General features: G+C 74.2%; 22 protein-coding genes. 9 read left to right on the top strand and 13 right to left on the bottom strand.

Annotated features, from left to right (window positions below):
• Positions 1–22 precede the first annotated feature (22 nt).
• From ML5_RS20000 to ML5_RS19985, 4 genes are all read right to left on the bottom strand, one after another.
• Positions 23–2,509, bottom strand: coding sequence for a nitrate- and nitrite sensing domain-containing protein (locus ML5_RS20000; protein ID WP_013475909.1), 2,487 nt, complete (start codon positions 2,507–2,509; stop codon positions 23–25).
• Between the two features lie 80 nt (positions 2,510–2,589).
• Complete coding sequence (locus tag ML5_RS19995; RefSeq protein WP_013475908.1) at positions 2,590–4,149, bottom strand: prenyltransferase/squalene oxidase repeat-containing protein; 1,560 nt, start codon at positions 4,147–4,149, stop codon at positions 2,590–2,592.
• The gene (locus ML5_RS19990) at positions 4,146–5,021 is read right to left on the bottom strand and encodes a terpene synthase family protein (protein WP_013475907.1); all 876 of its coding nucleotides are present in this window, start codon (positions 5,019–5,021) and stop codon (positions 4,146–4,148) included. The genes ML5_RS19995 and ML5_RS19990 overlap by 4 nt, the downstream gene beginning before the upstream one ends.
• Positions 5,018–6,355, bottom strand: a complete 1,338-nt coding sequence (locus ML5_RS19985) for a cytochrome P450 (protein WP_176739885.1) — start codon at positions 6,353–6,355, stop codon at positions 5,018–5,020. The genes ML5_RS19990 and ML5_RS19985 overlap by 4 nt, the downstream gene beginning before the upstream one ends.
• Before the next feature lie 311 nt (positions 6,356–6,666).
• Between ML5_RS19985 and ML5_RS19980 the strand changes: the two genes are divergently transcribed.
• Positions 6,667–6,915, top strand: coding sequence for a DUF2630 family protein (locus ML5_RS19980; protein ID WP_013287422.1), 249 nt, complete (start codon positions 6,667–6,669; stop codon positions 6,913–6,915).
• 51 nt (positions 6,916–6,966) lie between these two features.
• Here the strand turns inward: ML5_RS19980 and ML5_RS19975 are convergent, their stop codons facing one another.
• From ML5_RS19975 to ML5_RS19965, 3 genes are all read right to left on the bottom strand, one after another.
• A complete protein-coding gene (locus ML5_RS19975) occupies positions 6,967–7,896 on the bottom strand; it encodes a serine protein kinase RIO (RefSeq protein WP_013475905.1) in 930 nt (309 codons plus the stop codon).
• A gap of 212 nt (positions 7,897–8,108) precedes the next feature.
• A complete protein-coding gene (locus ML5_RS19970) occupies positions 8,109–8,753 on the bottom strand; it encodes an HAD family hydrolase (RefSeq protein ID WP_013287424.1) in 645 nt (214 codons plus the stop codon).
• Positions 8,754–8,812: 59 nt separating this feature from the next.
• Entirely contained in the window at positions 8,813–9,658 is an 846-nt protein-coding gene (locus ML5_RS19965) for a carbon-nitrogen hydrolase family protein (RefSeq protein ID WP_013475904.1), read from the bottom strand.
• A gap of 104 nt (positions 9,659–9,762) precedes the next feature.
• Here ML5_RS19965 and ML5_RS19960 point away from each other — a divergent pair, with 104 nt between their 5' ends.
• From ML5_RS19960 to mug, 6 genes are all read left to right on the top strand, one after another.
• A complete protein-coding gene (locus tag ML5_RS19960) occupies positions 9,763–10,335 on the top strand; it encodes a TetR/AcrR family transcriptional regulator (RefSeq protein WP_013475903.1) in 573 nt (190 codons plus the stop codon).
• Positions 10,336–10,439: 104 nt separating this feature from the next.
• Complete coding sequence (locus tag ML5_RS19955; RefSeq protein ID WP_013475902.1) at positions 10,440–11,357, top strand: TIGR04222 domain-containing membrane protein; 918 nt, start codon at positions 10,440–10,442, stop codon at positions 11,355–11,357.
• Positions 11,354–12,172 carry a DUF692 domain-containing protein gene (locus tag ML5_RS19950; RefSeq protein WP_013475901.1) on the top strand — a complete coding sequence of 273 codons (819 nt, stop codon included), beginning with the start codon at positions 11,354–11,356 and terminating at the stop codon, positions 12,170–12,172. Before ML5_RS19955 ends, ML5_RS19950 begins: the two co-directional genes overlap by 4 nt.
• On the top strand, positions 12,169–12,615 hold the full coding sequence (locus ML5_RS19945) for a hypothetical protein (protein WP_013475900.1): 447 nt from the start codon (positions 12,169–12,171) through the stop codon (positions 12,613–12,615). Before ML5_RS19950 ends, ML5_RS19945 begins: the two co-directional genes overlap by 4 nt.
• Before the next feature lie 31 nt (positions 12,616–12,646).
• Positions 12,647–13,408 (top strand): SDR family oxidoreductase, encoded by a 762-nt coding sequence (locus ML5_RS19940; protein WP_013475899.1) that lies wholly within the window; start codon positions 12,647–12,649, stop codon positions 13,406–13,408.
• 58 nt (positions 13,409–13,466) lie between these two features.
• Positions 13,467–14,087: a G/U mismatch-specific DNA glycosylase gene (gene mug, locus ML5_RS19935; protein ID WP_013475898.1), complete on the top strand. Its 621-nt coding sequence runs from the start codon at positions 13,467–13,469 to the stop codon at positions 14,085–14,087.
• Here mug and ML5_RS19930 read toward each other — a convergent pair.
• The 3 genes from ML5_RS19930 to ML5_RS19920 all read right to left on the bottom strand — a co-directional run bounded on the left by ML5_RS19930 (position 14,084) and on the right by ML5_RS19920 (position 17,237).
• Complete coding sequence (locus ML5_RS19930) at positions 14,084–16,066, bottom strand: ABC transporter ATP-binding protein (RefSeq protein ID WP_030274200.1); 1,983 nt, start codon at positions 16,064–16,066, stop codon at positions 14,084–14,086. The genes mug and ML5_RS19930 overlap by 4 nt on opposite strands.
• Before the next feature lie 132 nt (positions 16,067–16,198).
• Positions 16,199–16,966: an enoyl-CoA hydratase/isomerase family protein gene (locus ML5_RS19925; RefSeq protein ID WP_013287433.1), complete on the bottom strand. Its 768-nt coding sequence runs from the start codon at positions 16,964–16,966 to the stop codon at positions 16,199–16,201.
• Between the two features lie 43 nt (positions 16,967–17,009).
• Complete coding sequence (locus tag ML5_RS19920) at positions 17,010–17,237, bottom strand: helix-turn-helix domain-containing protein (RefSeq protein ID WP_007072022.1); 228 nt, start codon at positions 17,235–17,237, stop codon at positions 17,010–17,012.
• Positions 17,238–17,541: 304 nt separating this feature from the next.
• Here ML5_RS19920 and ML5_RS19915 point away from each other — a divergent pair, with 304 nt between their 5' ends.
• Positions 17,542–18,144, top strand: a complete 603-nt coding sequence (locus tag ML5_RS19915; RefSeq protein WP_230650820.1) for a cadmium resistance transporter — start codon at positions 17,542–17,544, stop codon at positions 18,142–18,144.
• Between the two features lie 126 nt (positions 18,145–18,270).
• Here ML5_RS19915 and ML5_RS19910 read toward each other — a convergent pair whose 3' ends face one another.
• Positions 18,271–19,878: an ABC-F family ATP-binding cassette domain-containing protein gene (locus ML5_RS19910; protein WP_013475896.1), complete on the bottom strand. Its 1,608-nt coding sequence runs from the start codon at positions 19,876–19,878 to the stop codon at positions 18,271–18,273.
• A gap of 247 nt (positions 19,879–20,125) precedes the next feature.
• Here ML5_RS19910 and ML5_RS19905 point away from each other — a divergent pair, with 247 nt between their 5' ends.
• Complete coding sequence (locus ML5_RS19905; RefSeq protein WP_013475895.1) at positions 20,126–21,040, top strand: neutral zinc metallopeptidase; 915 nt, start codon at positions 20,126–20,128, stop codon at positions 21,038–21,040.
• A 70-nt stretch (positions 21,041–21,110) separates the two neighbouring features.
• On the opposite strand, the gene ML5_RS19900 is transcribed toward ML5_RS19905, so the two are convergent.
• The gene (locus ML5_RS19900) at positions 21,111–22,328 is read right to left on the bottom strand and encodes an RCC1 domain-containing protein (protein WP_013475894.1); all 1,218 of its coding nucleotides are present in this window, start codon (positions 22,326–22,328) and stop codon (positions 21,111–21,113) included.
• 163 nt (positions 22,329–22,491) lie between these two features.
• Positions 22,492–23,130 carry an acVLRF1 family peptidyl-tRNA hydrolase gene (locus tag ML5_RS19895; RefSeq protein ID WP_049800103.1) on the bottom strand — a complete coding sequence of 213 codons (639 nt, stop codon included), beginning with the start codon at positions 23,128–23,130 and terminating at the stop codon, positions 22,492–22,494.
• Positions 23,131–23,155: the final 25 nt, after the last annotated feature.

Raw genomic sequence — 23,155 nt, 5'->3', positions numbered from 1 at the left:
TTCCGTCGCGTCGACGTCCCGGTCAGGTAACCTGCTCGTCCGCGTCGGCCGGCCCACCGCCGGCCCCCTGCGCTCCGCCGAGCAGGCGCGCGGCATCGGTACGGCCGCGTCGGGTGCCGCTCTGGTAGGAGCTCATCATCCGGCGCACCTGCTCCGGTGCACGCGCCGTGTCGTCGTCGGCGGCGTCGTCGTCCGCCCCGGTCTGGTCGTGCCGCAGCTCCGGCACGAGGCTGGCCTGGCGTACCCGGACCGGCAGCCCCGCGTCGGTGACCGGCGCGGTCTCCGGCTCGGTGTCCGGCTCCGTCGCAGGCGACGCCTCTGCCGCGTCGGTCGTGGCGGCGGGCCGACGCTCCACCACCGCGAGCTCCGTGGTGGGCCCCGCCACCGCGGGCTGCCGCTTACGGGTACGGGCGGGCAGCCCGGAGGGGGTCAGCCGAGGTGCCTGGGTCACCGGCTCCGGCGCCTGCGGGGCGGGCTCGGCCGGCTGGTCCGGTTCGGCGCCGCCGTCCGGGCCGGACGGGATCGCCGGCCCGTCGCCGTCGCCGGCCGGCGTGCTCCGTGCCGGATCCGGCGCGGGCGCCGCGGGCAGGGCCGTCCCGGGGGCGGGAAGGGCGTCGGCCTCGTCGGCGCCCTCGGCGGTGATCAGTTCACGCGGGATCAGCACCACTGCGGTGGTGCCGCCGTACGCGGACTCCTTGAGCTGCACCTTGACGCCGTGCCGCTCGGTGAGCCGGCTGACCACGAACAGGCCGAGCCGGGCGGCGTCGGCGAGGTTCAGCTCGGACCGGTCGACGATGCGCGCGTTGGCGGCGGCCAGCTCGTCGGCGCTCATGCCGAGGCCGCGGTCCTCGATCTCGATGGCGAAGCCGTTGACCACGAGCTGACCGCGGACCTCCACAGTGGTCTGCGGCGGCGAGAAGGAGAGTCCGTTCTCGATCAGCTCGGCCAGCAGGTGGATCACGTCACCGACGGCGCGGCCGGTGAGCGACACCTCGCCGAGCGGGAACACGGTGACCCGGGTGTAGTCCTCGACCTCGGCGACCGCGCCGCGGACCACGTCGACCATGGGGACGTTGCGCCGCCAGGCCCGGCCCGGCGTCGAGCCGGAGAGCACGATCAGGTTCTCCGCGTTGCGCCGCATCCGGGTGGCCAGGTGGTCGACCCGGAACAGATCCTCCAGCTCCTCGGCGTCGTGTTCCCGGCGTTCCATCGCGTCCAGCAGCGTCAGCTGCCGGTGCACGAGCGCCTGGGTGCGCCGGGCCAGGCTGAGGAACACGTCGCGGACGCTGCGGCGCAGTTCGGCCTGCTCGACGGCGGTCCGGACGGCGGTCTCCTGCACGACGTTGAACGCCTTGCCCACCTGGCCGATCTCGTCGTCGCCGAACTGCAGGGGTGGCGCCTCGCGGGCGACGTCCACCTCCTCGCCGCGGCCCAGGCGCTCCACGACGCTCGGCAGCCGTTCGTGCGCCAGCTTGAAGGCGGCCTCGCGGAGCCGTTCGAGCTGGCGGACGAGCGCCCGCGCCGTGGTGATCGACACGACCACGGAGGCGATGACGGCGATCAGGCCGAGACCGGCGGCGAGCACCAGCCGCACGATGACGCCCACCGCGACCGGCGTGGCCCGGGAGACGATGTCCTCACCGCCGGCGAGGATCACCTCGCGCAGGTCGGCCATCGCCTTCTCGGCGGCGGCCTGCCAGGCCGCGGCGGTCACCGGCGGGCGCACCTCGGCGCCCTTGGCCGCGAGCACCTGGTCCTGGAGCGTGCGGAGCTGCTGGAACGCGTCGCCCTCGACCATCCGCTCGAAGCGGGCACGGTCGCCGGGGGCGAGTTCGCGGGCGGTGCGGTCGGCGAGGAACCACTGCGCGCCGACCAGGCGGGCGAACGCGGTCTGCTCGCCGACGGTGATCCGGTTGGCCGCGATCGCGCCGGTGAGCAGCGCGTCCTGTTGGGACAGCAGCTCCCGGGACCGGTTGAGGTCGATCAGCGCGGCGGTGTCCTCGGCGATCTCGTCGTCGTCGAGGCCGCCGAGGGCGTCGAAGACCGCGAAGATCCCGTCGACCGCGTCGTCGTACGCGATGAGCGTGGTGGTCCGGTCGATGGTCTTGCGGCTGACGTCGGCGCGTACCTGGCCGAGCTGGTCCAGCTCGGCCTTCAGCTCGTCGAGCCGCTGCATCAGCTCCTCGCTGGCCGGGATCTCGGTGCGCCAGTCCCGCACCGAGCGCCACAGCGCGCCGGCGGTCTCGTCGGTACGCGCGCGCTGGGCCTCCAGCTCCTGCAACCGGCTCGGGTCGGACTCGCCGAGGTAGCGCAGCGACAGCCGCCGCTCGGCCTGCAGCTCCAGAAGCAGCGGGTCGCTCGGTTCGAAGACGCGCGCGTTGAGCGTCTGCACGCCGAGCAGGTTGAATCCGTCCCGTACGGTCACCCATGCGGCGAACGCCCAGAGCGCGGTCAGCGACGCCAGCAGCGCGATGATCTTCGTACGGAGATTCGTACCGCGGGAACCCATCACACCGTCCTGGCCCGGTCTTCGGTCGGTCCGAAATCCGATCGACTCCGGCGCACGCTAGCAGCCGTCGGGAACCTCATTCAAGCGATCCTGATCATGGTAGGTGCGGCCCCGTGCCGGGTCGCCCCGGCACGGCCGGAGGCCGCCAGCACCGCGGCGCGCACGATCCGCGTCGGGCGGTAGAGGTCCTTGTCGTGCCATAGTGCCGGTTCACCGTCGCATCCGTCCAGCTCGGACAGTCGACGGCGCCCCCGCGCCAGCGCCGACGTGATCCGGGAGTCGCCGGACCGGCCCGCGTCGGCCAGGGCGAGCACCGCGTACGCGGTCTCCTCGGCGGTGCCGTCCCACCGTCCCCAGGAGCCGTCCGGGCGCTGCGTGTCCAGCAGCCAGGCCACCCCCCGCTCGACCGCGGCGCGCGCCGCGCCGTCCGGCGCGTGGTCGGCGAGCGCCAGCAGCACCGCGTAGGTGGCGTAGTACGGCGAGGCGTGCCAGCGGTCCTCCCACCGCCCGTCCGGCTCCTGCCGGCCCAGCAGCCACTCGGTGACCCGGCGCCGGGCGCCGGTGACGCCAGGCGCGCTCGGTTGCTCGCCGAGCGCGTCGAGCACGTGCGCGTTCGTGGTCAGCGACGCCCCGTCCTCCCCCGGCCAGGTGCAGAAGTGCCGTCCGGTGTCGAACCCGGCCAGCGGCGCGACGCCGGGCGCGCGGCCCAGCCGGGCCAGCGCGTAGAGCGTGACCGCCGTGGTGTCGGCGTCGGCGGGCAGGCCGGGCGCGGTGGCCGCACCGGCCGGTCCGACAGCGGCGCGCAGCTCGGTCAGCACCGGCTCGGGCGCGCCGACCGGCACGCCGGCCCGGACCAGGATGCCGAGCACCCAGGCCCGTTCGAAGACGGTGATCGGGCTCGCGCAGGGCACCGGACCGGGCCGGGCGACAGCGTTCAGGTAGTCCAGTGCCGGCCCGGGCTCCGGACCGCCCAGCCAGGCGGCGGTCGCGGCGGGTGAGGCGCCGACCGCGCCGCTGGCCGAGGGACGCACCCCGGGCGCGCGGTACGCCAGCTCGCCCGCCACCTCCAGCGCGTGCGCCAGCTTCTCCGGTACCGGCCTCCCGGTGGCGAGCAGTCCGCGTACCCGGGTCAGCCGGGCCGGGTCGAGACCGGCCGGCAGCGGCAGACGGGGCCGGCCGGTCCACTCGGCCAGCCCGGGTGGCGGACCGGCCGGCCCGTCGAGATGCCGGTCCACAGCGGTCAGCAGCGCCGGCACGATCAGGTCGGTGGCCGGCAGGTCCGGCGGGGCGCCGGCGCGCAGCGCGCCGGTCAGGTACGCCAGCCCTCGGTGCGCGGCGGCGGCGGGCGCGGCGGCCGGGCCGTCGCGGTGCAGCACGGTCAGCAGCGCCTCGACCGCGCTCAGCGTCGGCACCAGCGCGTACCCGCCGGCACCGCCCCAGCCGCCGTCCGGACGCTGCCGGTCCAGCAGCCAGGCCACGCGCCGGTCGTGGCCGTCGAGCCAGGGCGCGAGCGCGACCAGCCGTCCGGTCTCGTAGACCGACGGCGACGTCTGCCCCTCCGGTTCACCGCCGAGCGCCGTGATCAGGTCGTGCGTGGTCCCGGACCGGGTGGCGGGCACCGATCCGGCGGTGAGCGTCACCGCACGCCCCAGAAGTCGGTGTTCCGGTAGAAGCCGGTGGTGAAGCCGAGCTGCCGGGACAGGAAGTCGGCCTCCCGCGGCACCTCGCCGGCCAGCTTCGCCAGCAGGACGCGGCAGTGGTCGACCTGCTCGGCGAAGCGCCGCTCGACCTCGGCCGGGTCGTCGACCAGCAGCAGCGCGTTGAGGTCGCCGGACTCGGCGTCGCGGCGGTGGGTGCCGAGGTCGTTGACCAGCCGCAGGGCCCGCTGGACCTCGTCGCCGACCTGGATCAGCCGCTCCAGCGTGCCGGCGTCGGACACCGATCCGGTGTGGATCCAGTGCGCCACGTTCACCACTGTGGCGGCGAGGTTGTCAGCGTTGGCCAGATAGTCGTCGAGGGTGGGGCGGCCGGTGCGCCGCCAGTCCCACTCGCGGGCCATCGCGTCGAGGGTGCGTGCCATCGTGTCCCGCCAGTGGCCGCGCAGCGCCGGATAGGCGGGCGCGGCGGCGACGTCGTCCCGCAACTCGGCGAGGAACCGGCCCAGCGGGTCGGCGGACTCGCCGCCGTCGAGCACGTCCAGGCAGACGCCGGTGATCCGGTCGACCTCGGCCCGGCTGGTGGCCTGGTGGTCGACCAGCCAGTCGACGGCGAAGCCCCAGAGGACCGCGCGGTTGGTCACCGCGAGTTCGGCGGCGGTGTGCCAGGGGGCGCTGAACGCCATCGCCTGCGCGATGCTGCTGAACAACGTCGCGTCGAACGGGTCGCCGGGGAACAGCTCGGGGTGCGCGGCGGCGGCCCTGCGCAGGCCGCGCTGGCCCTGCGCGGCGAGCGCGCAGACCCGGCCCTGCTCCGCGGCGACCGCAAGCGGATCGGGTGTCGGCCCGTCGGTCATGCCGGCTCCGTCCGCCCGGCGGCGACGAGCGTCAGCTCGACGCGTTCGCGCGGCCGCAGGGCCGCGGCCAGCCGCAGTCCGGGTACGCCGGGGCGGTGCAGCCGGAACCGGTAGCGGCTGAGCATGGTGGCGAGGATGAGCTGGGCCTCCAGGTAGAACAGGTACATGCCGAGGCACTGGTGCGGGCCGCCGCCGAACGGGAAGTGGGCGTACCGGTGCCGGGCCCGGACCCGCTCGGGGCGGAACCGTTCCGGGTCGAACTCGTCCGGACGGTCCCAGAACTGCCGCATCCGCTGGGTGATCAGCGGGCTGACCGCCATCGTGGCGCCGGGCTCGATCGGCACGCCGTCGATGACGTCCTCGGCGACCGCGCGGCGCGGGATGATCCACCCGATCGGGTAGAGCCGCAGCAACTCGTCGAGCACCATCCGGGTGTACGTGAGGCGGCTCAGGTGCTCGCGGCGTACCGGCTCGCCGCCGACCACCTCGTCGATCTCGGCGTAGAGCCGCTCGGCCACCTCGGGGTGCTGGTCCAGGTGCGGCCAGGCCCAGGTCAGCACGTTGATGGTGGTCTCCGTGGTGGCGGCGAACATCGCCACTGTGTCGTTGCGGACCTGCCGCTCGTCGAGCTGCCGCCCGTCGTCGGTACGGGCCTGCCAGAGCGTCGAGATGACGTCGTCGCCCTGGTCGGCGGACTCGCGCGTCTCGCGGACGATCGGCACCAGCACGTCGTCGACGATGCGGACGGCGCGGGCGAACGTGCGGTCCCCCGGCATCGGCAGGGACAGAGGCGCGAACGGCACGATGATCCGGGGGATGACGGCGGTGGCGATCCGGTCCTGCGCCTCGATTACGCGCATCGCGTCCGGCACCGAGATCCGGTCGGCGAAGAGCACCTTCATGATCGCGCGGCTGACGATCCGCGCCTGCTCCACGCCGATGTCGACCGGCTGCCCGGCGCGGGCCGGCTCGTCCAGTTCCCCGACGGCGTCGCGGATCGCGTCGGCCATCCCGTCGACGAGCGCCTCGACCCGCTTGGCGGTGAACATCGGCTGGAGCATCCGGCGGCTGGCCGACCAGATCTGCCCCTCGCCGAGGATCCCCTCGCCGAACAGCCGCTTGACCGGGCGCCAGAACAGCCCGTCACCGGCCCGTTCGTAGTTGTCCGCCCGGTCGCGCAGGACGTGCTGCACGTGCTTGGGGTGGGTGACCAGGTAGGGGCGGAACGAGCCGAGGTTGAGCCGGACCAGGTCGCCTTCGGTACGGTTACCGATGTCGATGAGGGCCCGGGCGGGGTCGCGGAGCACCGCCGGCAGGATCTGCCGCAGCGGCACGGTTCGGGGTCGGCCGGTGGGCCTCGGTGTGTCCGTCGGTTCGGGCACCTGAACGCTCCCTCGGTTGACTCAGGGTCGCGACTCCGTATCGACCCGTGACGTTGCTCGCGAGCATGCCATCCTGAGCCGCAGATCAAAAGGCAGGTCGGAGGATATTTCACGTAGCAACAATCTCTTTGTCGAGAATGGAGCCGGTGGGATATGCGTCACTCGCGTACACAGTGGCCGTTGCGGAGAGCGAGCAACGCTCACCTCCGGCGGACGGCGGCAGAACGCGGGCGCGGGCCCGTCCGCTGTGCCAAGCTTCGGGCATGGACGACAAGACCATCCTCAGCCGGATCTCGGAACTCGTCGACGAGGAGCACCGGCTGCGTGCCGACGCGCAGCAGCACGAGGCCGGCACCGACGACGAGGCGCGGGAGCGGCTGCGCGCGCTGGAGGAGTCCCTGGACCAGTGCTGGGACCTGCTGCGCCGCCGGCGGGCCGCCCGCCAGGCGCACGGCGACCCGGACGCCCAGGGCGAGCGCCCGGTGCCGGAGGTCGAGCGCTACCTCCAGTGACCCGGACCGGCGGGCGTCCCGGGCGGTCTCCCGCCCGGGACGCCCGCCGGGTCAGCGGATGCCCGCCTCCCGCAGCAGCGCCTCGGTCAGCGCCATCGGGTCGGTCACCGTCGCGGGCATCCCGCGGGCGGTGAACCAGGCGGCCACCACCCGCACGTCGCGGGCCAGGAAGTCGGCCCCCTGCGGGTTGGCCACCACGTCGACCACCTGCGGCAGGTCGATCATCACCAGCCGGCCCGCGTGCACCAGCAGGTTGTACGGCGACAGGTCGCCGTGTGCGTACCCGGCCCGGGCGAGCACAGTCAGCGCCTCCACGAGCTGGTCCCACAGGTCGCGCAGCTCGCCGTCGTCGGGCCGGACCTGGGCCAGCCGCGGCGCGGCCTCCCCCGCCTCGGCGTCGCCGACGAACTCCAGCATCAGCTCGGTGCCGAGCAGCTGCACCGGGTAGGGCACGGCGATCCGCCCGGAGGCGGCCCCGATCTCCCAGAGCTGGGACAACGCGGCGAACTCGGCCGCCGCCCACTGCCCGGCGATCATCTGCCGGCCGAACGCGGTGCGCCCGGTCATCGCCCGCATCTCACGGGACCGGCGTACCCGGCGGCCCTCCAGGTAACCGGCGTCCCGGTGGAACAGCCGGTGCTGGGCGTCGCGGTACCGCTTGACCGCCAGCAGGCACGCGCGGTCGGTGCCCGGCACGGCGCGGCGGACCAGGTGGACGTCCGCCTCCTTGCCGGTCTTGAGCACCCCGAGCTCGGTGTCCCGGGCGGCCAGTTCGGTGACCAGCCACTCCGGGTGCGGCTCGGGGCCGTGGACGGCCTGGTCCCAGGAGGACCAGGCGTCCTCCGCCTCGGGCTCGGCGTCCGGGTCGGTGAGGGTCGGCGGGGTGTGCCGCCCCCGCTTCAGGAAGTCGGGTTCGTCGTCGTCGAAGCGGCTCTTGCCGCGGCCACGGCGCTGCGGCGCCGGGATGTCGGGATCGCGCACGGGTGGATCTGTCCTTCGATCGAGGCTGGTGGAGGCAGGTGGTACGACCCTGCGAAAACGGCCATGACCGACCCCCTCTCCTCGACCGGGCACACCCGGCTGCGCACTCGCGCGGCACCATGCTCGTGCCCCGCCCGCGGCGGGTCAACGGATTTTCCGCGTGGTGCGCCGCTGTGCCGCCGCGCTGCCTGCCGGCCGCGCCGCTGCCGCCGTCAGCCGGCCAGTACGGCCGCGACGGCCGCGATCAGACCGTCCTCGATCCGGGTGGGCGCGAACCTCGGGTCGGACCAGCGGCGTCCCCGGTGCAGCCAGACGCTGGGCAGGCCCACGGCGGTCGCGCCGCCGATGTCCGCCTCCGGACTGTCGCCGACCACCCACGCGCCGCGCAGCGGCATCCGGGCCCGCTGGGCGGCGAGCGCGAAGATCCTCGGGTTCGGCTTGCTGACGCCCGCCTCCTCGGAGATCACCCAGTCGGCGACGTACCGGTCCAGGCCGGTCTTGCGGATCTTGGCGTCCTGTTGACGGGACGCGCCGTTGGTGACCACCACCGGCACCCAGCCGGCGTCGGCCGCGATCCGCAGCGCGCAGGCCACCAGCGGATCGAGCCGCATGTGGGCCACCACGCCGTCGTGCAGCTCGTCGACCAGGTCGATCGAGGGGATGCGCAGCGCGTACCGGTCGCGGATCGCATCCGCCACGTCCCACCTGTTGGTCAGCCCGTCCGCGTCCACGGACACCAGCCAGTCGAGGTCGGCCCGGGGCGCGCCGATGCCGTCCAGGAAGCGTTCTCCCCAGGCGCGGAACGGCCCGTCGCGGTCCAGCAGGGTGTTGTCCAGATCGAGCAGGAGCAACGGCACCTGGGCACCCTACGGGAACGGCTGGAGCACCGACAGGGCCGAGGGCCCCGCCACGGCGATCAGGCGACGAGGACGGCGCGATCCGCCCCGGCGTCGAGCGGGCGGTCCAGCAGCATCGTGTGCGCCGCGCGGGTGGCGGCCAGCGCGTCCGGGTCGAGCGTGGCCACCAGCACGTCCTCGCCGGTGTCGGCGCCCCGGGCCAGCGGCCGGCCCTCCGGGTCGTACACCGCCGCACCGCCGTTGAACCGCCACGGATCGGTGCCGCCGACCGAGTTGGCGAACACCACGTACATCGTGTTGTCCAGCGCCCGGGCGGCGTAGTAGAGGTCGCGGCGGTGCGCCGAGCCGGCCAGGTAGCCGCTCGGGCAGAGGTAGCCGTGTGCGCCGTCGCCGGCGGCGGCCCGCGCGTGCTCCGGGAAACAGCCGTCGTAGCAGACGCCCAGACCCAGCCGCCACGTGTCGACCTCGATCGTGGCGCCCCGGCGTCCGGCGTCGAACAGCTCCCGCTCGCCGCTCCAGAGCTGCTGCTTGTCGTACGCGGCGGTGACAGTGCCGGCCGGGTCCACGACGAGCGAGGAGATGGTGCGCCGCCGGTCGGGGTGGCGGACGGCAGCGCCGATCACCACTGCCGCGCCCGCGGCGGCGGCGGCGGAGCGCAGCGGGTCGAGCCGGGCGTCGGTCACCCGGCCGTCGGCGTCGGCAGCCACGTCCGTGGCGTCCGGATCGGCGCCGAGCGTCGGCGGGTGGTACGCCGGCAGGAACAGCTCGGGCAGCACCACGACGCGGGCGCCCTCGGCCCGGGCGACGAGGCGGGCGGCGGCACCGGCGTTGCCGGCGACGTCGCCGGGGACCGGCTGGGCCTGGACGGCGGCGACGGTGAGCGGGCGCGCGGGAGGGGCGGTCACCCGCCGATCGTAACCACCGGACGGCGACAGATGATCAAGCGTCGGAGCATCTCAAGCCGTACGTACGGTTTGCATCGGCCGCTTCCACCTGCGACGATCCGTTCGTGCCCAGAGTAAGTCAGGACCAGCTCGACGCGCGCCGGCAGGAGATCCTCGCGGCGGCGCGGGCGTGTTTCGCCCGGCACGGCTACGAGGGCGCCACCGTGCGGCGGCTGGAGGAGGCCACCGGCCTGTCCCGGGGCGCGATCTTCCACCACTTCCGGGACAAGGACTCCCTCTTCCTCGCCGTGGCCGAGGACGACGCCGCCGCGATGGTGGAGACGGTGGCCCGCAACGGCCTCGTGCAGGTCATGCGCGACCTGCTGGCCCGGGCCGTCTCGCCGGACACCACCGGCTGGCTCGGCAGCCAGCTGGAGGTCTCCCGCCGGCTGCGCACCGACCCCGCCTTCGCCAAGCGCTGGGCGGAGCGTTCCGAGGCCGTCGCCGGGGCCACCCGGGAGCGCCTGCTGCGCCAGCGCGAAGCCGGCGTGCTCCGCGACGACGTGCCGATCGACGTGCTGGCCCAGTTCCTGGAGCTGGCCTACGACGGGCTGGTGCTGCACCTGGCGATGGGCCGTCCGGCCGGCGACCTGGCCCGGGTGCTCGACCTGGTCGAGGAGGCCGTCCGCCGGCACTGAACCGGCGCCGGTCTCGGTCCGGTAACTACCCCGCTCCAGGAGATCGACTCTGGCGCGCCTGCTCCACAATGAGCCGCGACCCCTCCGCGCGACAGGAGCAGACGATGACCCCTTCCGACACCTGGGGCATCCCCGGCCCCGTCTTCCTGCGCTGGTACCTCCTGCTCGCCGTCGTCCTGGTGGTCGGCGCGATCGTCTACCGGCGGCGCATGCTGGCGGGCACGGCGGTGACCGCGTACGGCGACCTGGGTCCGCAGCAGGTCGCGTACCTCAACGGTGGTGACCAGCTCGCCGTCTGGGCCGCGCTCGGCGGGCTGCGCCACTCCGGCGCGGTCGGCGTACGACCGGACCGGCGGCTCACCACGGGCGGCCCGCTGCCGGCCGGGGCCACCCCGCTGGACCAGGCGGTCCACCACGCGGCGAGCCGGGGTCTGCGTACCCGGGAGCTGGCCGCCGACGAGTGGGTCCGGCGCGCGCTCGACGACCTGCGCGACGGCCTGGTACGCCGGGGCCTGGCACTGGACCAGGAGCGGCGCCGGACGCTGCGGCGCGGCGCGCTGCTGGTCGGATTCCTGCTGGCGATCGGCATCGTGCGCGCGGTCTCCGGGCTGCTCAACGACCGGCCCACCGGCTGGCTGCTGCTCAGCCTGTTCCCGCTCGGCCTGGCGTTCGTGCTGCTCAACCGCGTGCCCTGGCGTACCCGGGCGGCCACCGCCGCGCTGAACGACATGCGCCGCCGGCACGCCTGGCTGCGGCCGGCCGCCGGGCCCGCGTACTCCACGTACGGCGCGACCGACGTGGCGCTGGGCGTGGCGCTGTTCGGCACCGCCACGCTCTGGACGATGGACCCGGGCTTCGCGGAGCAGGCCGAGATCCAGCGGCAGGCGATGGGCAACGCGGGTGGCGCCAGCTCCCGCACCTCGTGCGGCGGCGGAGCGACCGCCGGCGGCGGCTCCTGCGGGGGCGGCAGCTCGTGCGGCGGGGGTGGTGGCTGCGGCGGGGGCGGCGGGTGCGGCGGATGAGCGGCCCGTCCGGCGTCGGCATCGGCTGGCGCCCCGAGATCGCCGGTTTCGTCGCCGGGCTGCCGGGGCTGCGCTTCGTCGAGGTGGTCGCGGAGGCGGTCGCCCCGGCCGGGCCGCTCCCGGACGGGCTCGCCGAGCTGCGCGGACGCGGCGTCGACGTCGTACCCCACGGGGTGCGGCTGTCCCTCGGCGGCGCCGAGCCGGTCGACCCGGCGCGGGTGGCGCACCTGGCCGGGGTGGCCGCGGCCCTGGACGCGCCGCTGGTGAGCGAGCACATCGCGTTCGTGCGGGCCGGCGGCCTGGAGGCCGGTCACCTGCTGCCGCTGCCGCGCAGCCGCGAGGCTGTGGCAGCGGTGGTGGCGAACGTCCGGCGGACGCAGGCGGAGCTGCCGGTGCCGCTGGCCCTGGAACCGATCGCGGCGCTGTTCGACTGGCCGGACGACGAACTGGACGAGGCGGACTTCCTCACCGAGATCCTCGACGCCACCGACGCGCTGCTGCTGCTCGACATCGCGAACGTGCACGCCAACGCCCGCAACCGGGGCGGCGACCCGGCCACGCTGCTGGACCGGCTGCCGCTGGAACGCATCGCCTACGTGCACGTCGCGGGCGGCGCCGAGCACGGCGGCTTCTACCACGACACGCACACCGATCCGGTGCCCGCCGCCGTGCTGGACCTGGTCCGCGAGCTGTGCGCCCGGCGCCGGCCGCCCGCGCTGCTGCTGGAACGCGACGGGCACTACCCGCCCGCCGCCGAGCTGCGCGGCGAGCTGGACGCGCTCGCCGCCGCCTCCGGCCACCCGGTGGTCACGTGAGCGGCGACCTGGCGGCCCGGCAGGCCGAGCTGGTCGCCGCGCTCGTCGCCGGTGGACCGCTGCCGCCCGGCTTCGCCCCGGCCCCGGTCGAGGCGGCCCGCCGGGCGCTGCTGCGCAAGCGGGCCGGCGACGTCGCCCGGCACTGGCCGCTGGTCGCCGCCGGCTTCGGGTCCGCCTGGCCGGCCACGTTCACCACGTGGGCCGACGGCCGTCCCACGAACGGATCGCTGCGCGACGGCTGGGACCTGGCCCGCGACCTGCGCGACCGGGACGCGCTGCCGCCACTGGGCACGGAGGAGCTGGCCGTGCGCGAGGCCGCAAGCCGCTACGACGGCCGCCGCCCGCCCCGGCCACGCCGGCTGCCGGCCCTCGCCCGCGTCGGCGGCGCCGTCGCGGTCCAGGTCGCCGGCCGGGTACGCCTGGTGCGGCCCGCCCCGCGCTGACAGGCACCCGCCGGTACGGCAGGATCGGTGCATGGATCTCGGACTCGCCGACCGGGTGTACGTGCTCACCGGCGCCTCCGGCGGCCTCGGCTTCGCCACCGCCGAACAACTCGTCGCCGACGGCGCCCGGGTGGTCGTCTCCGCGCGTACCCCGGAACGGGTGGCCGCCGCGATCGAGGCGCTCGGCGACCCGCAGCGGGCGATCGGGCTGACCGCCGACCTCGCCGACCCCGCCACCCCGGAACGGCTCGTCGCCGCCGCCCGCGAACACTTCGGCCGCCTCGACGGCGCGCTGATCTCGGTCGGCGGCCCGCCGCCCGGCACCGCCGCCACCGTCACCGACGAGCAGTGGCGGGAGTCGTTCGAGACGGTGTTCCTGGGCAGCGTCCGGCTCGCCCGCACGGTGGCCGGAGCGCTCACCGACGGCGGCGCGATCGGGCTGGTGCTGTCCACCTCGGTACGCGGACCGCTACCAGGGCTCGGCATCTCCAACGGCCTGCGGCCGGGTCTGGCAGGCGTGGCCAAGGACATGGCCGACGAGTTCGGCCCGCGCGGCGTACGCGTGGTCAGCCTGCTGCCGGGACGGATCATGACCGACCGCAACCGGGAGCTGCTGGCCGGTTCCGGCGATCCCGAGCGGGCCCGCGCGCAGGCCGAGGCGGCGATCCCGCTCGGGCGCATCGGCGACCCGGCGGAGTTCGGCAGGGTGGCCGCGTTCCTGCTCTCCCCCGCCGCCGGGTACGTCACCGGGATCACCGTTCCGGTCGACGGCGGCGCGCTGCGCGGGCTGTGACGGTGGCTGCGGTGGTCGGGCTTCCCGCGGCGGGCCGGTCACCCGGGACGGTGGGCCGGTGAGCGATCGACGGCGGCCGGCCGGTGGGCGGCCCGAGGCCGCGCCCGGACCGGGCACGCCCGCCCGCCGCCACCCCCGGCCCAGCCGCCAGCAGCTCGCCGCGGCGGCCGACCGGCTGCTGCCCGACGTGATCGCGCCCGGCCTCGACGTGCTGTTCGTCGGCATCAACCCGGGCCTGTGGTCGGCGGCCACCGGCTGGCACTTCGCCCGCCCGGGCAACCGGTTCTGGCCCGCCCTGCACCGGGGCGGCTTCACACCACGCCTGCTGCACCCCAGCGAACAGGACACGCTCCCGGCGCTGGGCCTCGGGATCACCAACATGGTGGCCCGGGCCAGCGCCCGCGCCGACGAGCTGACCGCCGACGAACTCGTCGACGGCGCCGCCACGCTCACCGCGAAGGTCGAGCGCTACCGGCCGCGCTGGGTGGCTGTGGTCGGTGTGACCGCGTACCGGATCGGGTTCGCCCGGCCGAAGGCCGGTTTCGGGCCGCAGCCGGAGACGCTCGCGGCGGCCCGGCTCTGGGTGCTGCCCAACCCGAGCGGCCTGAACGCCCACTTCACGCCGGAGACGCTCGGCGCCGCGTTCGCCGAGCTGCGCGCCGCGGTCGCCGCGGGCTAGTTGGCGGCCGCCGGGGGCATGGCCTCGTGGGCGACGTAGGTGCCCATCGGCACCGTGGTCACCACCGGCTCGGGCTGCTCGGCCTCGGTGTGGGGCGCCGGCGAGTCGGTGACCGCGAACTGGGTGCGGTACAGCTCGGCGTACAGGCCGCCGACCGCCACCAGCTCGTCGTGCCGGCCGCGCTCCACGATCCGGCCCTCGTCGAGCACGAGGATCTGGTCGGCGTCGCGCACTGTGGAGAGCCGGTGCGCGATCACCAGCGCGGTACGCCCGGTCAGCGCCACGGACAACGCCCGCTGCACCGCGGCCTCGCTCTCCGAGTCCAGGTGGGCGGTGGCCTCGTCGAGGATCACGATCGACGGGGCCTTGAGCAGCAGCCGGGCGATGGCGATGCGCTGCTTCTCGCCGCCGGAGAAGCGGTAGCCCCGCTCGCCGACCGTCGTGTCGAGCCCGTCCGGCAGCGCCCGGACCAGGTCGGCGACCTGCGCGCCGGCCAGCGCCGCCCAGATCTCGTCGTCGGTGGCGTCGGGCTTGGCGTAGCGCAGGTTCTCCCGGATCGTCTCGTGGAACAGGTGCGAGTCCTGGGTGACCACGCCGATCTCGTCGCGCAGCGAGGCGAGCGTCGCGTCCCGCACGTCGACGCCACCGACCAGCACCTGGCCGTCGCTGACGTCGTAGATCCGGGAGATCAGCATGGACAGCGTCGACTTGCCCGCCCCGGAGGGGCCGACCAGGGCCACCATCTGCCCCGGCTCGACGGCGAACGAGACGCCCCTGAGCACCGGCTCGTTCACCGTGCGGTCGAGGGTCGAGACCTCCTCCAGGGAGGCGAGCGACACCTCGGCGGCGCTCGGGTAGCGGAAGCGCACGTCGCGGAACTCGACCCGGCCGTTTCCGCGCGGCACCGGCACCGCGTCGGGCTTCTCGGCGATGGACGGGCGCAGGTCGAGCACCTCGAAGACCCGGTCGAAGGAGACGAGCGCGCTCATCACGTCGACCCGGACGTTGGACAGCGCGGTCAGCGGGCCGTAGAGCCGGGTCAGCAGCAGCGCGAGCTTGACGACGGTGCCGGCGCTGACCGCCCCGGTGACCGCCAGCCAGCCGCCCACGCCGTACGTCAGCGCCTGGGCCAGCGACGCGACGAGCAGCATCGCGACGAAGAACGTCCGCGAGTACATCGCGGACTGGATGCCGATGTCGCGTACGCGCTCGGCCCGGCGGGCGAACCGGTCGGCCTCCACCTCCGGCGCGCCGAACAGCTTGACCAGGAGCGCGCCCGCGACGCCGAACCGCTCGGTCATCGTGGCGTTCATCTTGGCGTCGAGGTTGTACGACTCGCGGGTGATCTCGGCCAGCCGCCGGCCGACCCGGCGGGCCGGGATGATGAAGATCGGCAGCAGCACCAGCGCCATCACGGTGATCTGCCAGGACAGCACGAGCATCGCCCCGGCGGTGAGCACGAGCTGGATGACGTTGCTGACCACGCCGGACAGCGTCGAGGTGAACGCGCGCTGGGCGCCGAGCACGTCGTTGTTGAGCCGGCTGACCAGGGCGCCGGTCTGGGTGCGGGTGAAGAACTGCAACGGCATCCGCTGGACGTGGTCGTACACCCGGGTGCGCAGGTCGAGGATGATGCCCTCGCCGATGCGGGCCGAATACCACCGCTGGACCAGGGAGAACAGCGCGTCGGCCACGGCGAGCGCGGCGATGATCAGGGCGAGCCGGACCACTGTCGAGCGGGCGTCCGGGCCGCCCCCGGCGATCGCGTCGATGACGTCGCCGGCGAGCAGCGGCGTGGCCACGCCGATCACAGCGGCGACGATCACGGTGATCAGGAAGACGACGATGTCGCGCCGGTAGGGCCGGGCGAACGCGACGATCCGCCGGGCGGTGCCGCGCTTGAGCTCGTGGGCGGAGACCTCGTCACGGTTGCGCAGCGACCGGAGCATGCTCCAGCCGCCCATGCCGCCGCCGGCCATCGGGTGGGACACTCGTCACCTCCGGGTCGTCGGGGCAGCATGAACCGTCGGAGTCCATTCTCCCGACGCCTGTGACAACCTCGCGAGTAACCCGGATCTTCCCGAACGGTCCTTACGAAATCGCCGTACCGGCTATTCGCCCCGCCCGGCCAGGTCCCGGATCCGCCGGGTCTGCGCCTCGCGCTCGGCGCGCTGCTGCTCGGCGTGCGAGCGCACGGCCGCGCCCGCGAGCAGCGCCTTGATCTCGATGATCGCGTCCCGGTTGTTGGCGAGCAGCCCGGCGGAGAGATCACGCACGGCGCCGTCCAGCTCGTCGTTCGGCACCACGAGCGTGGCCAGGCCGATCCGGTCCGCCTCGGCGGCGTCCATCCGCCGGCCGGTGGCGCAGATCTCCAGCGCCCGGGAGTAGCCGACCAGCTCGACCAGGCGGCGCGTGCCGGCCAGGTCGGGAACCAGGCCGAGGGTCACCTCGGCCATGGAGAGCTTCGCGTCGGCGGCGAGCACCCGCATGTCGCAGGCCAGCGCCAGCTGGAAGCCGGCGCCGATGGCGTGGCCCTGAACCGCGGCGATCGACACCACGTCCGGCCGGTGCAGCCAGGTGAAACCGTCCTGATAGCCGGCGATCCGGTCGGCGCACTCCGCCTCCGGCATCGCGGCCAGCTCGGCGAAGGAGCCCGGCCCGGTCGCACCGGCGACCGCCAGGTCCAGGCCCGCGGAGAAGGCGCGCCCCTCTCCGCGTACGACGACGACGCGCACGTCGCCGGGCAGGTCGCGGGAGAAGTCGCTCATCGCGCGCCACATCGCCGGGGTCTGGGCGTTGAGCACGTCGGGCCGGCACAACGTCACCGTCGCGACCGGCCCGTCGCAGTCGAAGCGCACTCCGGTCGTCTCGGCGGTCACCGGACGCCCCGGAACGCGCTGATGGACGACGCTGGGGGGCGGGTCACGCCTTCTTCCGGCGCCGGGCGCCGCCGCGCTGCCGCAGCTGCACCCCGGACTCGGTGAGCACCCGGTGGATGAACCCGTAGGAACGGCCGGTCGAGGCCGCCAGAGCACGGATGCTCTCTCCGCCGGTGTACCGCTTTACCAGGTCTTTGGCGAGCGTCTGACGCTCGGCCCCGACGATCCGGCGACCCTTCTCAGTGCTGGTGGCTGTGCCGGTGGCTGCCATGCTGATTCCTCACGTCCCAGACTGTGCGGTTCGGATACGGTCCCACCTATTAGACCGCCTCGGACGATCATGCGCCAGATATCAACTATTCGCCAACCGACACGCTACGCAATGTCAGCTTCCCGATAGAGTGATCCTTCCGGCCGGCTGATCCGTACCGGCCCGCCGGACGAACCCGCCGGACGAACCCGTCGGCGCCACTTCGGCGAAGTGGCGGCATCGCCGCGCTCCGGACACCTCCACTTCGGCGAGCTGGTGTGGATCATGCGGATGACGGGTGCGCGGGGGCCGTATCGTGCCCGGGGTGTTCGACGTGATCACGGCCGCGGCGGGTGCGGCCGGCGTGTTCGCCGCCACCAACCTCGACGACATCGTCGTGCTCACCGTGCTGTTCGTGGCGGCCCGGCACAACGGCCGGCCCCGGCCCTGGCAGATCGTCGCCGGGCAGTACGCGGGCATCGGCGCGCTCGTCGCGGTCGCGGTGGTGGCCGCCGCCGGGCTGCTCGTGGTGCCGGATCCGTGGCCCGGCCTGCTCGGGTTGCTGCCGGTCGCGCTCGGCGTCCGCGCGCTGCTGACCCGGCGCGACGACGACGAACCGCCGGCGGTGGTCGGCAGCCTGCTCGGCGTCGCCGGGGTGACGATCGCGAACGGCGCCGACAACATCGCCGTCTACGTGCCGGTGTTCCGCGCCCTCGACCCGGTCACCGGGCTGATCTGGCTGCTGGTGTTCGCCGTGCTGGTGGCCGTGTGGTGCGCGGTCGCCGCCGCGCTCGGCGGGCACCCCCGGGTGGTGGCGCTGGTCGGCCGCGCCGGCCACTGGCTGGTCCCGGCGATCTTCATCGCCATCGGCGCGACCATCCTGCTCACCTCCGGCGTCCTCCCCCACCTGGCCGCCCTCCTGCCCTGACCGCCCGCCCCACCCCGCCGACCCACCCCGTCGCCCACCCCGTCGATCATGAAGTTGACGGCGATCTGGATCTCCAGAAGTGCCGTCAACTTCATGATCGACCGGCAAAAAAAGGGGGGGTGGAGGTCAGGCCAGCTCCACCAGCTCCAGCAGGTCGTCGGACCAGGCGTCCTCGTCGCCGTCGGGCAGCAGGATGGCGCGGTCCGGCTTGAGCGCGGTGACGGCGCCCGGGTCGTGCGTGACCAGCACGATCGCGCCCGGGTAGCGGGCGATCGCGTCGAGCACCTGCTCGCGGCTGACCGGGTCGAGGTTGTTCGTCGGCTCGTCCAGCAGCAGCACGTTGGCGCCGGAGCAGACCAGCGTGGCCAGCGCCAGCCGGGTCTTCTCGCCGCCGGAGAGCACACCGGCCGGCTTGTCCACGTCCTCGCCGGAGAACAGGAACGCGCCGAGGATCTTGCGCAGGTCGGTGTCGGTCTGGTCGGACGCGGCGCTGCGCATGTGCTCCAGGATCGTCCGGTCCACGTCGAGCGTCTCGTGCTCCTGGGCGTAGTAGCCCAGCCGCAGCCCGTGCCCGGGGCGTACCTCGCCGGTGTCCGGCTCCAGCAGCCCGCCGAGCATCCGCAGCAGCGTGGTCTTGCCGGCGCCGTTGAGGCCGAGGATGGCCACCCGGGAACCCCGGTCCACAGCCACGTTCACGTCGGTGAAGATCTCCAGCGACCCGTACGACTTGGACAGGCCGGTCGCGGTCAGCGGCGTCTTGCCGCACGGCGCGGGGCTCGGGAACCGTACCTTCGCGACCTTGTCCGCGACGCGGACCTCGTCCAGGCCGGAGAGCAGGCGCTCGGCGCGCCGGGCCATGTTCTGCGCGGCGACGGTCTTGGTGGCCTTGGCCCGCATCTTGTCCGCCTGCGCCATCAGCGCGCCGGCCTTCTTCTCGGCGTTGGCCCGCTCCCGGCGGCGGCGCCGCTCGTCGGTCTCCCGCGCCTCCAGGTACGCCTTCCAGCCCAGGTTGTACGTGTCGACCACGGACCGGGTGGCGTCCAGGAACCAGACCTTGTTGACCACCGCCTCCAGCAGCGAGGCGTCGTGGGAGATCACGATCAGGCCGCCCTTGTGGTTGGCGAGGAAGCCGCGCAGCCAGGTGATCGAGTCGGCGTCGAGGTGGTTCGTGGGCTCGTCGAGCAGCAGGATGCCGCCGCCGTTCTCGCCGGCGTCGCGGAACAGGATCCGGGCCAGCTCGATGCGGCGGCGCTGACCGCCGGAGAGCGTGCCGATGGTCTGCGCCAGGGCGCGGTCGGGCAGGCCGAGGTTGGCGCAGATCCGGGCCGCCTCGGCCTCGGCCGCGTAGCCGCCGAGCGAGGCGAACTGGTCCTCCAGCGCGCCGTAGCGCCGGACGAGCCGCTCGTCGTCGGCGCCCTCGGCGAGCTTGTCCTCCAGCTCCTTCATCTGCGCCATGAGCACGTCCAGGCCGCGGGCGGAGAGCACCCGGTCCCGGCCGGTGACGTCCAGGTCACCGGTACGCGGGTCCTGCGGCAGATAGCCGATGGCGCTGCGCCGGTCGATCTGGCCGCCGTACGGCTGTCCCTCCCCGGCGAGCACCTTGAGCGTGGTGGTCTTGCCGGCGCCGTTGCGGCCGACCAGGCCGATCCGGTCCCCCGGCTGCACCCGCAGGGTGGTGTCGGACAGCAGGATCCGGGAACCGGCGCGCAGTTCCAGGCCGGTGGCAGTGATCATCTCGGAGTACTCGCTCTCGGGTCCGGAAGGGCTGACTCAGGGCACGCGAAAGCGCCGGCGGGTGGTGATTTCCCGTCGGCGCGGGGCCGTTCAGCCTTCGCAGCGCAGCACGGGGGCAAGTGTACCGGGCTCCGCGGGGCCACTCCCCCGGATTACCGTGCAAGATCATCGGGTACGGAAACCGCCGTCCGGACCCGGTCCGGTACCGCAACCACCACATACGGACACATCGGTGATCGGGGTCAACATGGAGCTGAACGAGAACGCGCGGGTCGACACCAGCCAGGTGGACGACCGGCGAGGGTCCGGCGGAGGCGGCGGGATGGGCATTCCGATCCCGATCGGCGGCGGCCGGGGCGGGATCGTGGGCATCATCATCGCCGTGCTCGTCGCCCTGGTGGGCGGCGGGTTCGGCCTCAACGCCGCCACCAACGGCGGCGGTTCCGAGCAGGGCGACAACACCTCGCTGGAGCAGAAGTGCTCGGCGCAGGACGCGCTGAAGCAGCTCGACTGCCGCAACGCGCTCTACGTCAACTCGATCCAGGCGTACTGGCGTACCGCCATGCCGGAGGTGTTCGGCGAGCAGTACCGGCCGTCGAAGACGGTGTTCTTCAGCCAGAACGTGAGCACCGCCTGCGGCGCTGCCGACTCGGGCGTGGGCCCGTTCTACTGCCCGGCCGACGACCTGGTCTACATCGACCTCAGCTTCTACAAGCTGCTCGCCGACCAGCTCGGCGCGGAGGGCGAGTTCGCCCAGCCGTACGTGCTGGCCCACGAGTACGGCCACCACGTGCAGGACCTGCTCGGCACCGAGGCGCAGATGCGCCGCCAGCAGCAGCGCGACCCGCAGAGCGCGAACGCGCTCTCGGTCAAGCTGGAACTCCAGGCCGACTGCTACGCCGGGGCCTGGGCGAAGAACGCCACCGGCACCGCCGACGACAAGGGGCAGAAGATCTTCACCAGCATCACCGAGCAGGACATCTCGCAGGCCATCGACACCGCCGAGAAGATCGGCGACGACGCGATCCAGCAGCGGTCCGGCCGGCCGGTGAACCCGGACGAGTTCACCCACGGCAGCTCGGAGCAGCGCAAGCAGTGGTTCACCAAGGGCTTCACCACCGGCGACCCGAAGTCCTGCGACACCTTCGGTTCGGGGGCCTGAGCCGCTCCGCGCACCGGCCCGCACCGCTGACCAGGTCAGCGGTGCGGGCCGGTCCCGTTGACCGGGCCGGTCAGGCGGGCAGGGTCACCTGACCCGGGGCGGACCGGTTGACAGTCGTCCCGTCGCCCAGCTGGCCACCGCTGTTGTCACCCCAGCACCACAGGCCGCCGTCGGTGCGGATCCCGCAGCCGTGGTCGGTGACCGCGAGGCCGCCGGTCCAGGTGGTGGCCGTGCCGACCTGGGCGGGCGCGGACCGGTGGGTGGTGCTGCCGTCGCCCACCTGTCCGGCCGAGTTCTTGCCCCAGCACCACACGCTGCCGTCCGTACGCGACGCGCAGGACGTGTCGCTGCTGGCGGCGATCCGGCTCCACGTGGTGACGGTGCCGATCTGCACCGGCGCGGTACGGTACGTGCCGCTCACGCCGAGCTGCCCGTATCCGTTCTCACCCCAGCACCACAGCGCGCCGGAACGGACCCCGCAGGTGTGCGCGTACCCGGCCGCGACGCCGGTCCACCCGGTCGTGGTGCCGACCTGCGCGGGCGCCGTCTGGGGCGCCAGGTTGCCCAGGCCGAGCTGGCCGTCCGAGCTGGACCCCCAGCACCAGAGCGTGCCGCCGGTCCGGATACCGCAGGTGTGCCCGAAGCCGGTCGAGACGCTCACCCAGTCGGTCGCCGTGCCGACCCGCAACGGGGTGTTGGCGACGTACGGCGAGGCGCCGACGCCCAGCTGCGTGGTCCGGTTGAATCCCCAGCACCAGAGCGTGCCGTCGGTGCGGATCCCGCAGGTGTGCGAGGGGCCGGCGTCGACTCTGGCCCAGGTGGTCGCGGTGCCGACCTGCACCGGGGCGCTGCGGCTGGTGGTGGTGCCGTCGCCGAGCTGGCCCCGGAAGTTCGAGCCCCAGCACCACAGCGTCCCGTCCGTGCGGACCGCGCAGGTGTGCCCGGAGCCGGCGTCGACATTCGTCCAGGTGGCGGTGCCGACCCGCGCCGGGGCGCTGCGGTTCGTGGTGGTCCCGTCGCCGAGCTGGCCGCCGTAGTTCGAGCCCCAGCACCACAGTCCCCCGTCGGTGCTGATCGCGCACGTGTGCGCGCCGCCCGCGGTGACGCTGGTGACGGTGGGCGCGGCGAGCGCGGCGCGCTCGACCGGGCCGGCGGCCGCGTTCGCCGTGCCGGCCGTCAGTGTCGCGGTGAGCACGAGGCTTCCGGCGCTCATCGCCGCCGCCGCGACGAGGAGCCTCGTCGCACGGCGCCACCGGGCCCGCAGCCGGCCGTCCTGATATCCGCTCATGAAGTTGTTCTCTCCCAACGATGTCGGCGTGATGGCGGAGGCGAAGCTGGCCCTGCGGGTCGCCCGGAGACCCGCCGCTTCATGACACCGACCTTATGCATCGAGTCGATTCGATGCATCATCGACGAGCGGGATTGCGCCGTCTTGAGGTGATCTTTCCTGTTCAGCGGACCAGGATGTGGACCGCCCGGGCGGCGGCGACTGCCGCCACCAGCACCGCGTGCCGGGGCTCCGGCACGTCGAGCAGGCGCGGCGCGCGCAGTGCCGCGAGCGGGGCCAGCCGCCGGTCGGCCAGGACCGTGTCCACCGCGCGCCGGTCGCCGCCGCACACCAGCGCCGCCAGCGTGCCCGCCTCCGGCAGCAGCAGGCGTACGGCCAGCTCGGCCGCGTCGCCCAGGGCGGCCTTCGCCTGGTTGTCGCGCCGCCTGGCGAACCGCTGCTGGGACCAGCCGCCCGCCGCGGTACGCCCCTGCACGTACCGGGTGTCAACCTTGGAGACCACCAGGTCGGTGCCGTCGGCGACACCGACCGCCACCGCGCCCTTGCGGGCCAGGAGCAGACCGAGCCGGCGGGCCGCCGTGGCGGAGGCGACGAATCCGGGTACGTCCGGCGACGCGCTCGCGCCGGGCGGGGTGTGCAGCTCGGCGGTGGCGTCGTCCGGGGCGGTGAGCAGGAGCCCGTACTCCTGCGCGGTCGTCGTCGGCGGGCCGTGCCGGCCGGTGAAACCCTCGACCCAGCGGGCGACGCGGCCGGGGTCGACCTCGACCCACCGGCCGCCCCCGGCGGCGGGTCGGCTGCTCATGGCCCGACGGTACGCCATCCACGGA

The organism is Micromonospora sp. L5, assembly GCF_000177655.2.
In the GTDB taxonomy this organism is placed as follows: domain Bacteria; phylum Actinomycetota; class Actinomycetes; order Mycobacteriales; family Micromonosporaceae; genus Micromonospora; species Micromonospora aurantiaca.
Note: the sequence above shows the minus strand (reverse complement) of the source record. Positions and strands in the feature narration are given on the sequence as shown.